The 12,017-nt window shown below is 34.6% G+C and carries 10 protein-coding genes and 1 CRISPR repeat array; all 10 genes read right to left on the bottom strand.

The features are described from left to right. Window positions 1–107: 107 nt before the first annotated feature. Window positions 108–404, bottom strand: a complete 297-nt coding sequence (locus tag DW005_RS08515) for a helix-turn-helix transcriptional regulator (RefSeq protein ID WP_117478943.1) — start codon at window positions 402–404, stop codon at window positions 108–110. Between the two features lie 87 nt (window positions 405–491). Next, window positions 492–665, bottom strand: coding sequence for a hypothetical protein (locus DW005_RS13820; RefSeq protein ID WP_181974996.1), 174 nt, complete (start codon window positions 663–665; stop codon window positions 492–494). 52 nt (window positions 666–717) lie between these two features. Then, complete coding sequence (locus DW005_RS08510; RefSeq protein ID WP_022377846.1) at window positions 718–1,038, bottom strand: hypothetical protein; 321 nt, start codon at window positions 1,036–1,038, stop codon at window positions 718–720. Window positions 1,039–1,228: 190 nt separating this feature from the next. Beyond that, window positions 1,229–1,531, bottom strand: a complete 303-nt coding sequence (locus tag DW005_RS08505; RefSeq protein ID WP_117478942.1) for a hypothetical protein — start codon at window positions 1,529–1,531, stop codon at window positions 1,229–1,231. Between the two features lie 585 nt (window positions 1,532–2,116). Next, on the bottom strand, window positions 2,117–2,422 hold the full coding sequence (locus DW005_RS08500) for a type II toxin-antitoxin system HicB family antitoxin (protein ID WP_117478941.1): 306 nt from the start codon (window positions 2,420–2,422) through the stop codon (window positions 2,117–2,119). 16 nt (window positions 2,423–2,438) lie between these two features. Then, window positions 2,439–2,666: an aspartate dehydrogenase gene (locus tag DW005_RS08495; RefSeq protein ID WP_117478940.1), complete on the bottom strand. Its 228-nt coding sequence runs from the start codon at window positions 2,664–2,666 to the stop codon at window positions 2,439–2,441. A gap of 87 nt (window positions 2,667–2,753) precedes the next feature. Then, window positions 2,754–5,825: a CRISPR direct-repeat array (repeat unit 36 nt; unit sequence GTTTCTTACCCATCATAATTTACAAGGTTCTCAAAC). Between the two features lie 66 nt (window positions 5,826–5,891). Next, window positions 5,892–6,572: a type II-A CRISPR-associated protein Csn2 gene (csn2, locus tag DW005_RS08490; protein ID WP_117478939.1), complete on the bottom strand. Its 681-nt coding sequence runs from the start codon at window positions 6,570–6,572 to the stop codon at window positions 5,892–5,894. Further along, window positions 6,569–6,874 (bottom strand): CRISPR-associated endonuclease Cas2, encoded by a 306-nt coding sequence (gene cas2, locus DW005_RS08485; RefSeq protein ID WP_117478938.1) that lies wholly within the window; start codon window positions 6,872–6,874, stop codon window positions 6,569–6,571. Before cas2 ends, csn2 begins: the two co-directional genes overlap by 4 nt. A gap of 4 nt (window positions 6,875–6,878) precedes the next feature. Then, window positions 6,879–7,751: a type II CRISPR-associated endonuclease Cas1 gene (gene cas1 / locus DW005_RS08480; protein WP_117478937.1), complete on the bottom strand. Its 873-nt coding sequence runs from the start codon at window positions 7,749–7,751 to the stop codon at window positions 6,879–6,881. Then, on the bottom strand, window positions 7,748–11,827 hold the full coding sequence (gene cas9 / locus DW005_RS08475; protein WP_117478936.1) for a type II CRISPR RNA-guided endonuclease Cas9: 4,080 nt from the start codon (window positions 11,825–11,827) through the stop codon (window positions 7,748–7,750). The genes cas1 and cas9 overlap by 4 nt, the downstream gene beginning before the upstream one ends. Window positions 11,828–12,017: the final 190 nt, after the last annotated feature.

The following is a 12,017-nucleotide window of genomic DNA, read 5'->3' as shown; positions in this document are numbered from 1 at the left end:
AGAAAAAATGGTGCCAGGACAACAGTCCTAGCACCACTTTGTCTACAGTCTGATAGCACCTAACAATTTCTGTTAGATGCTATATAAAACACTACACTTTTATTAAACTATACCTTTTTCTTTTTTACAATCTGCAATTCATATCCTAATGCATCAAGTATATGACTAAATGCTCTTATAGTCGGGATACTTTCCTTTCTCTCAATCCGTGAAATTACCTGCTGTTTATTTCCTGTTAATGAGGCTAATTTCTTTTGTGTTATATTTTCTTGTTTACGTAAAGAAATCATTTCCCCTATGAGTCTATACTCGGCACGCGAATCATCCCATGCCTTTCTAAATTCCGGATCATTCTGTTTTTGTTTCTCAATTTCGTTTTTTACATTAATCTCTACAAATGGCATTTCTCGTGACCTCCTTTATATAAATTTTTTACCTAATTGTCCTCCTAATTCTGATGCTCTTTTTCGAACTAATTTTTTATCTGGGTGTTACTTTGATATTTCCTCATCTCTGTATTTTCCCTCCAATCTATCACACACAGTATTAAAGTCTTTTGTCTTTCCCTCTTTTATCTGTTCTAACCCAGCCATTACAAGTTCATGAACTTCTTTTTTCTGCTCATGTAAAGTTCTCTGGTAATCTTCGTTTAATGCCGCAGCCATATTACTCAGTCCTTTCCATTTACATTATTTCAGCAAATCCACTGAGAGATTTTTAGTAAAAAGGCATTTTGTAAATCATAATAATTGCAACCAACATACAAAAAATAATAGTAAATTTATCAAAACCACATATTTTTTTCTTACCGGTTGTTTTTCCGCCTTCAAATGGGGCATATGACCGATACCGATACATTTGAACCAAAGCATATATAACCTCAAATACCGCAACAAAAAAGAAAATGTAATGCATCATACCAAAACGCCATGTAAACAACGCATGAATTAAAATCCCAAGAATGAAACCAATACCACAATAAAAATACGAATGAAAACCACGGTATTTTCTTTCCTGTTTACTATAATAACTAAACATAGAATTTCCCTCCTCTGTCTACTATGTCAAATTCCGAGTTTCTTTCCCATCATAATTTACAATTAAGCAAACGTCATTAATACTCTTTTTCGATTTCTGTTTCCATTCCATACATGGTCCTGAAATATGGATTGGGCGTGGGTGCAAGGGACTTCAGCACCTTTATAGTGACAAAACTGCTGAGGGATTTTTAGTATAAGCGTATTTTGTAAATAACGAGAATCGTCAATACAATACCAAGAAGAATACAAAATATATCAAACCCTTCTATCTTTTTGTCTCTGTAAGGAGCATATGAATTGCGTCGATGCGTTTGGATAAGTGAGTATATTGTTGCAAGTATAGCGGCGAAAAACATGATGTAATGTATTTCTCCCCAGCGAAATGTAAAAAGAGTATGACACAATGTGCCGAGCACACAACCTATACCAAAATAAATTCCATCATGATATTCCATATATTTCTTTGTTTGTTTATCTTCATAGCTTGCCATGTAATTACCCCTTTCTTCCCTTTCGATGGCTTCATTCTACCACGCTCTACTATCCAATAAACATCCCACCAAGTAAATTTATAACATATTACTTACTTTCATTGATCGTTAGTGCAGCATGTTTTGGGGAATGGTGGCAATAAGAGCGTAACCAATCTAAAGAAGCTAAAATAACATATATTTTAATTGTGTAGTTATATCTTTTTATTGCACTGTTATTCCTATACTGTTATATCAGATACATAATTTTTCAAATGAAGGAAAGCGTATAAATGAATATAAGTTATGGATACTATCATAGATACAAAATCAAATAACCGTTTAAGTATGTTATCAGATTAGAATTTTTGCTTGCATTTTTTTCTAAGTATATAATATAGCACATGTGCCGAGAAAGGTGTATGTTTTCGGACTGCACTGGGGGAGTCACTCTGTGGCTCCCTTTTATGTTGCACAATTTTGACAGATGGCAGGCAAAAATTTGATTCTCGTAATTGCCCCTATTTATCACAATATTCTTGGTGCACTGAATAATGAAACATCGCAGTATTTTAAGCAGTATAAGACTAATTTGAGGTGGACCAATTAAGCTCTGTCAAATAATTGAAAATCCACATCAACCAAGGTAAGATAGCCCTTCGTATAATCGAAATCACTTTTTATCAATTCTGCCCTCTTTATTGCTTCTTCATAATCTGACGGTTCCGGCAATTCCTTCCCATCTTCCTCGTATGCTTTTCCTGTCATGCCAATAGCATCTCGTGCCATTTCAATTGCATCTACCAAATCATGACCTTCCGTAAAAATCGCAAAATCCGGCACATACACTAACTGCATTCCTTCATCTTCCCTGATAAATGCCGGATATGCCCACTTTTTGTTCTTTTGCATAAAAACAACACCTCGATTAATACTCTTTTTCGATTTCCGTTTCAATTCCATACATAGTCTTGAAATATTCCAAATCAGCCGACGTTTTTATCAGCATAATTTCTCTCATTTTGCCTGTATGAATATTTTTAAATCCAGCAATCTGCTCCCCATTGCAAATGCTCGCTTTAATAATGGGCTTTTCATTTTCTCTGTCAAAATCTCCACTTGGCGCAGCCTTTTCTCTTTTCTTGAAAAATCCCATAGCAGCCACCTTCTTTCGGTTGGAATGTTTGATCTTAGTGTAACATGGGTTGGGGGAGGGTGGCAATATAACACGGTTATACGCACATCTTTTTTTCAAATAAAATTTACAAGGTTCTCAAACAAACAGACATATTAATAATGTCACGATAATGTTTCTTACCCATCATAATTTACAAGGTTCTCAAACAGGTTGAGATACGTGGTTGGGCACGTGAGTGTTTCTTACCCATCATAATTTACAAGGTTCTCAAACTGGAATTTAACCCTAATAAAGTTGCTAACCGTTTCTTACCCATCATAATTTACAAGGTTCTCAAACCATTTAGAGATTGAACATGTAAAAAAGGCGGTTTCTTACCCATCATAATTTACAAAGTTCTCAAACAGAACAGAAAAACTCAACATCAGATTAACAGTTTCTTACCCATCATAATTTACAAGGTTCTCAAACCAAAAATTGATGTTGGTGGATTATCTCGTAGTTTCTTACCCATCATAATTTACAAGGTTCTCAAACGCTTAAAACACCAAGCCTTTCTTCTGATGTGTTTCTTACCCATCATAATTTACAAGGTTCTCAAACGTTGTCTGACCGTGCTTTACATCACTTGTGGTTTCTTACCCATCATAATTTACAAGGTTCTCAAACTTCTGCCATTTCTGCACTTTTTACGTTTGTGTTTCTTACCCATCATAATTTACAAGGTTCTCAAACCGGGTCTGCGGTTGTAGCAGCCACGGTGGAGTTTCTTACCCATCATAATTTACAAGGTTCTCAAACACTTCAATTGCCGCAACTCTTGATGCAGATGTTTCTTACCCATCATAATTTACAAGGTTCTCAAACCATCCTTATCTAATGGACGAACATTGAATTGTTTCTTACCCATCATAATTTACAAGGTTCTCAAACGCACATAGAGGTCTTTTCTAACCTTTACGCGTTTCTTACCCATCATAATTTACAAGGTTCTCAAACAGATAAAAAAGTGTTGTTTGTAGATATTGAGTTTCTTACCCATCATAATTTACAAGGTTCTCAAACAAGGTTCATCTCTTGTTGACGATAGTAGGCGTTTCTTACCCATCATAATTTACAAGGTTCTCAAACGGAGAACTGTGTAAAACTGACGAAATCGCCGTTTCTTACCCATCATAATTTACAAGGTTCTCAAACTATGAATTGCTAATGAAATGCGATTTATCAGTTTCTTACCCATCATAATTTACAAGGTTCTCAAACTAATGCCTTTATGCACTCCGTCAGGATGTGGTTTCTTACCCATCATAATTTACAAGGTTCTCAAACTTACTATTGTTCCAATAGAGATTATTGTTTGTTTCTTACCCATCATAATTTACAAGGTTCTCAAACTGCATTATTTAGCTTTCTTTCAAATTCTTTGTTTCTTACCCATCATAATTTACAAGGTTCTCAAACCCGCCCGGCTGGTTAATTTGGAATCTTTTTGTTTCTTACCCATCATAATTTACAAGGTTCTCAAACTCATGTCCTGCATGATAGGCGGTGTCACCGGGTTTCTTACCCATCATAATTTACAAGGTTCTCAAACCATAATCACATGGAAAATTAATACATACAAGTTTCTTACCCATCATAATTTACAAGGTTCTCAAACTGGCGGACGAATGGCTGCCAGTACAGTTGGTTTCTTACCCATCATAATTTACAAGGTTCTCAAACAAAATTTTAGCAACCATAAATCTTCACCTTGTTTCTTACCCATCATAATTTACAAGGTTCTCAAACTCACCAGGTATTCAAAATTTCCAACATTGTGTTTCTTACCCATCATAATTTACAAGGTTCTCAAACACTCCTTTGCTTAATAATTCAACGACTTTTGTTTCTTACCCATCATAATTTACAAGGTTCTCAAACAACACGAGCGGCACTAATCAAAACAAGAAAGTTTCTTACCCATCATAATTTACAAGGTTCTCAAACTGGGGGTTGCCTATGGTAGAATCAATATCAGTTTCTTACCCATCATAATTTACAAGGTTCTCAAACGGGCAAGAATTGCATTTTTAACTTGTTTGTGTTTCTTACCCATCATAATTTACAAGGTTCTCAAACTTCTTCCATTTGTGTATCTCCTTTCTGATTGTTTCTTACCCATCATAATTTACAAGGTTCTCAAACTCGGGATAGATTTAATTGTTTCTCCATTTGGTTTCTTACCCATCATAATTTACAAGGTTCTCAAACCAAGGATTCAATATCTTCTTTAAGGTCTGCGTTTCTTACCCATCATAATTTACAAGGTTCTCAAACCCGTTATAACCGCTGTTCTGCACTTCCAAAGTTTCTTACCCATCATAATTTACAAGGTTCTCAAACTCTTCAATAAATCTTCTTGTGGAATGTCTGGTTTCTTACCCATCATAATTTACAAGGTTCTCAAACATATCCGTTGTTGTCATAATATTACACCGCGTTTCTTACCCATCATAATTTACAAGGTTCTCAAACGTTCTTCATATGCACGTGCCCGAACGGGCAGTTTCTTACCCATCATAATTTACAAGGTTCTCAAACAGTATTTACCACTAGCCTCTCTTCATTAAAGTTTCTTACCCATCATAATTTACAAGGTTCTCAAACCGATATTTTTGCAACAATTCACTAGGTGAAGTTTCTTACCCATCATAATTTACAAGGTTCTCAAACAGTGTCCATGCGATACTCTCCCTTGTCTCAGTTTCTTACCCATCATAATTTACAAGGTTCTCAAACCCAAAGGCAATAAACGTGGCAAAAAGCGTAGTTTCTTACCCATCATAATTTACAAGGTTCTCAAACCCTCCCGGATAATTATGTCACCATCTTTTTGTTTCTTACCCATCATAATTTACAAGGTTCTCAAACCGAGCGTGAACCCTTTTTGTAGTCTAAGTTGTTTCTTACCCATCATAATTTACAAGGTTCTCAAACAGTAATGTGTGCGTATGCCGTAAAGGTAATGTTTCTTACCCATCATAATTTACAAGGTTCTCAAACGAAGTGCCTTATTATAGTATTCCTCATTTAGTTTCTTACCCATCATAATTTACAAGGTTCTCAAACATACATTACAAAGGCTTTATCTAAGTCCAAGTTTCTTACCCATCATAATTTACAAGGTTCTCAAACCTCAAATTTGCATTTTGGTCATCCCCGAACCTACCTGTCTCACAACAGCGAAATTATGATTACACCTTATTTTACAATTAAACAGCGGTCGTTGTCAATAATATACACCTTTTCTTCACCAATCACCTCCCCCTCTGTCATTTCAATAAGAACCAAATTAATCTTATTATAGAAAGCCACTTTATACAATTCAATTAATTCTTGTTTATTTAAATAAGCCTTAATATTAACCAGACACAACACCTTTATCCCTAGCAAATTTGTTAAAATATGCATGTACTCAACTAACTTTTCAACAAGTGTTACTGCCATTTCTTCAAAACGAACATTAAATCCTTTAAACAGCTCCATCCAATTATAATCCAAATCATAAACCAAATTTGCAAATGGACTAGCAAGCACAAGTTTATCCAAAAGTACAATAGCATCCTCTGTAAGTTTCGCTTTATCCTCAAAATAATCTGGTGCAATTTCACCTAACTTAGTATATAATTTATTTATTATTTTTCGCTCATTGATGCTTATAGAAAAAGGGTCTATAACTAAAGCAAGCTTTTTATCAATTTTTTCAATTTTATCATTCTCAGCTAAAACAAAAATCCCCTCCTCTCCTTCTGATCCTTCTGATTGTTTCTTTAAACTACTAACAATTTCTGTTAGATAACCTGCATTTTCAACAACCAAAACTGTCACATAATTCTCAAGCAATTCCATTTCTAATCCAAAGCTTGCACACACTAACTTCATAAAAAAATCAACCTTTCATCTGAATCCAGAACTTCATTTTGCTTTTCTCCAATTATACATTCAATCTTTGAATATTGTTTTTCTGTCACTTTCATTACCTGAATTAACCCTTTCTCCGGTTTATTTTTTCGAATACTCTCCACAATACCATCTGCTGCCGTTGTATTCTGTGCCAACTTGCAATAAATACTTTCCTGCATCATAAGAAAACCATTTTTCAAAAGGTGCTTGCGAAATCTGGTATAATCTCTTCTTTCCTGTGCGGTTAATACTGGCAAATCAAACATTACAATTACTCTCATATACCTATAACTCATTCCGATAAAACCTTATCAGTGAAATGTCTTTGTCATTTAATGCATCAAAAACACTTTTTGTATAAATTTTAATTGCATTAATAACACATTCCTTTTTCCTTTCTAGAATCACTTCTTGATTTAACACTTGAAGCATCTCATGCTTTTCTTCTGACCCAAACTTTTTCCAACGTCGTCCCCTTACCATACGGTCTACTACAACTCGGTATGGTTCCATCAAATCTGAGGATAAATTGTAAGGATTAAACATGTTGTCATGAAATAATCCTATTTGTGTTATATAGCCATTAGAAACAATTTCTCGGTTAAAACATGACAGTATTAGTGCATAGCCATAATTGAGTGCTGCATTGATTGGACACTCCTCCGTTCTCGTAAAATCTTTGCCAAACAATGCATTAAAATACACTTTTGCAGCATGTCCCTCACGATTTGTAACATCTCCCAACTCAATTTCATTTATATACTGATATAATAATTCTGCTTCTGTTTTCCCGTACTGCTCTAAAAGTTCTGCCTGCTTTCGAATTTTTTCCGAAACAATTTCAGTCCACAAAGTAGCTTTTTCCTCTCTACTCCATTCCATTTGTCTCCGTATCTTCACACTTGTATCGTGACTTCCATAATAAGAAATCAATTCTGACGACGGATTTCTCTTTTCATCACAAAAAATCACTTTGATTTTCTTTTTTACAAGTTCACTTAACAAATATGCAGTCATGGAAACAGCTGTACTTTCTACAACTAATATACCAATTTCGCTTAAATGAATTTTTATTGTCTCCTGCCCTCGGACTACCAGATAGCCAATCTGATAGTCCAATTTAGCAGTATGAGATATTACAACCGTCCGCCAACTCATATTGTCAACAGGTCAACTTCATTTTCGTATAGACCTGTTATGGATTGGTTGATAAGTTTAATTTCATTGCAATTTGAAATGATTTTACTTGTTAATGTTTTACCAGTATTTTTTGAAAAACCTATTAATTCCAAATTAGCCCCTTGATTAATAAGTTGTGACAATTGCAATATTTGCAACAGCACATATATCTGTTCTAAAATTGACAGCTTATCGAATTTTTCCTTCCCTTTTATCAAGTTTTCCCCAACCGGATTCGGACGCAATTTATAAATACAATTCAAATGTTTCTCACAAAGCAAATCATATAACTGCCTGTTTTTAGATTTGCTTATTGTTCCTTTCTTTTCTATATATTCATCTGTAAATTCTGCTCCAATTGCCTTGGTTATCTCTTTTATATACATCATCCACTCTTGCCGCAAAACCATTTGCACTGCATTACATACAATCAATCTATTTCCCGAACGCCCTGTGAGATACATATAAAATCCATTCACTTTTATCAATGAATACATTTTTATTTTTTCTATTCTCACATTCGGATTTTCATACCCATATGATTCCACGAAATACTGTTCTAACTTTTCTTTTGTATCTAATTGATGCTTCAGATACAATGGAACAGCTTCAATTGTTCGTATCCTCTTCTTTTTCTGTGTATGTTCTACAAGACAGAAATACGCCCCTGTCATCTTTCTAAAGCCGCCATATTTTAAAGTATCACTTAATCTTTCATCTGATGTTTTAACACCAACATATCCTACTCCACTGGCTTTTTCCGCAACTTTTGCGCCATAAATTGTCTGGTCTGCCAGTGCTCCATGTACTTCAAAATTCCTTCTCGTAACCAATGGTGTATTCTTTTTCATCATACTCTTAACCATCGTAATACTTTCATCATTTTTCGTCTGCCAGGCGACTTCGTCATTACGAACAACCGGATAATTAAAAATCTTATCCATATGATATGGATTTTTCTCTGGTGCTTTTTTATATTCTCTGATGAAATTGTACGGGTTTTTAGTAAACTTCACATGATATACATTTCCCACCACAATGTTTAAATAGGCATCCTGCGCATGATGAAAATCATTCACATTACGGCATTTTAACAACTTATATTTTTGACGAAATGCACTAACATTTGGAGCCTTCACATAAACAATGTCCGCTTGTGGAAAGGTCTTTTTAAACAAATCAGTAATTGCCTTTGTTCCTTGTCTCGTTTCTACAAGCTGCCTGTTAATAAATGAAACCCTCTCATCTTCCGTAAATTCGAATGTTCTTGTTAATCTTTCATATTTTTCAGCAGTAATAAATCCACCACTTTTCAGTTCATTCCAAAAAACACGGCATTTCTTTTGAATTCCATCCGCCAAAGGATAACCATCACTTTTATGAGCATTAATCTCCTTTTTTACTAAAACAAGGTTATTGTCGATGCTGTCATCCTTTACAAAATGACGTGGATAAATATGGTCGATATCATACAAATTATCATTAAACAAATCATCCAAATCAATTCTTTCTCCGCTATACATACAACGCCCTTTTTGCGTATAATACAGATACAGCTTTTTACTCCGGAAATCGGCTTCATCTCTTTTATTGATTTGGTTGTATAATTCACGTTCTTCCTCCTTGCAATTCTTATACAGAGCAAGAAATTTATTTTTACGGCTTTCTGTTCTTTTCTTTTCAGCATTTGGATCACGCGCCATCTCCACAAACACACGGGCAGGTGCTTCACCCATCACCTCTGTAATTTCCTTCAAAACCAAAATTGTCTGCCAAGTCATTCTTCTGACCGGAGCCGAAATATACAATTCGTCTAAATCCTCATAAACAATTTCGGAAAGTGTTTTATCTATAACTTTTGCTCTTTCCTCAATATTCTGCTTATAAGTAAAATTATCACTCTCAATAAGTTCCATTAAATTATAATTATCACTCCACATTTTCCGAATGACCGTAGACTCCTCCCCTGTGCTCTTATCTATCCCTTCAACTTTCAGTAGTTCCTTTGAAAGACGTCCCCAATCCTTAAATTTGTATCCTGCAGCCTGCGCAATCTGTTTATCGCTTAACACATCGCCGTAATTATCCTGTATTTTTTTCTTCACAAACTTCTTTGTATCACCGTATACCGTCGACCAAAAAATAATCTGCTCTGCTATTTTTTCTTGTTCATAAGTCAGCGTATCCACTCCAAAAAGCCTACAGAATTTACAGTAATTTGCTCTTTTATTTGTGAACCCATCATCTATACCAGAAATTTCCGGTGTATCCTGAGGCTCCACTTCTCCATGTGTCTGTAAAAATTCTATAAGTTTTGATTTGGTAACTTTTTTCTCCTTTTTCAACAAATACTCATATATGTCCTGCTTTAATTTAACTGAGATTCTTTCTCCATTAATCCGCAAATTGTTTAATTCATTTAGTACCATAAACTTCTCGTACAAAAGTGAATTTTTTGGAAGAACTTCTTCCCCTCCTATATAGGTACAGTGTTTTACCATTCTGGAGATAAATCTCTGAGCCGACTCCTCCGTATCTATTTTTTGCTCAAAATTCCAAGGGTATACTTTTCCAGCTTCTTTACGAACCGACCATACATTCTTGCTATACTTCATATCTCCATTGACAATTGGAGATATTGGTCCAATATAATATGGAATCTGAAATTCAAACATCTTAACAATTCGCTCACTAACAGTAAGATTGCTTTCATCTTTTTCCTTCAAAAATGGCAAATAATTTTCCGCATTTTCAAGAATCTTTTTCAATTCTTTTTTATGTATCTGGTTCGGAATCACACCATTGGAAGCTGTAAGCTGTTTTGGGAGAAAATTCTCTTTGCCAATTTCTTCTAACACATAATTTTTTTCTGCAGTTTCAGCAAAATCTTTGATATCTTCCTTTATTTTTTTAAATAAATCGTCCCTACTGCATTGAGCTCCTCGCCTTCTTTTATCTTTATCTGAATTAACAGAACCTACATACCCACTATAATTACTTTGGTTCATAATGCGGAACATCTCATTATATTTTTTCAAATCATTATCTTTATATAATTTTTTCAAGATTTTCAAATCTTTTTGATGCTTCTCATATGCTGCAACTCTGGCTAAGGATAAATATTTATACTCTCCATCTTCCCCTTTCATAATATTAGCAAGCAGACTCCAATCATGCATTTGTTTCATCGTACAAAACAATTCATAAGCACTTTCACTTAATAATTCTTCTGCCTTTTGACTTGTTTCATCGTAATTGCTATCTCGATAAGATATACTAAACTTTTTATCTTCGTCTTCCCATTCTGTATCCTCAAAGATTTTGGAAAGAACCCCTTTTAATCCACAGATAAGTTTTAGCATTTCAACTTTTTTCTTCTCTGCTGACTTTTTAATTCCGTAATGCTCAATAATTGCTGAATGCTTGCCAGTCTTGGATAATTCAGAAGAAGATAATGTTTCGCGCAGCCAATTATCCGAAATATCCTGTGAAAAGTCAATATCAACAACATCCTTTGCCATTTTCACAAAATTAGCATAGATATCCGCAAAATCATCATTCCCGTTCTCATCTAAATTGGCATTCAAAAAGTGTCCTCTATGTTTATATATATTTAAAATTGCTAAATATACCAATCTTACATCCTGCGGTTCTGTCGATTCAAGTAATTTTTTTCTCAAATGAAAAATTGTTGGATACTCTTTGTAATAATCAACATCGGTATACCCTGTATCCGCAAATAAAGCAAATTTTTGTTGTACCGTTTTATCCTCTTTCCAAAATTTGCTGTCATCCAGCCTCTGATAAAAGCCGGAATCAATCTTTTCAATCTCTGTTGCAAATAACTCCTTCAAATACCCAATTCTTGCTTTTTCCCTGTTTCTGCGACGTTTCGCCACCCGATTAGTTCGTCTTGCCGCAGCTGTATCCGCCTCATCAAATAAGCGAACACCCCACATGTCTTTTCCTTTTTTTCTCAAAAGCCGGTACTTATCATCTGTAACCGCCCATCCCAAACTCGACGTGCCCATATCAAGGCCAATATAATACTTCATAGCATTTCTCCTTTTCTGTTTATTTTTATAATTATATTTCAATTATAATTTTCAAAAACTGGTTGACAAAACTCACAACTAATACTACAATAGACTTGTAATTTACAAGGTGAGTTCAAATAAGGATTTATCCGAAATTGCATTTTGCCCACATTGTGTGGATTTAAAAAGACCGTTAGGGTCTTTTTTT

The sequence above is a fragment of the Clostridium sp. AF36-4 genome, assembly GCF_003435975.1.
Lineage (GTDB): Bacteria > Bacillota > Clostridia > Lachnospirales > Lachnospiraceae > Eubacterium_F.
The sequence above is the reverse complement of the archived record's forward strand: the minus strand, read 5'-3'. Positions and strand labels throughout refer to the sequence as shown.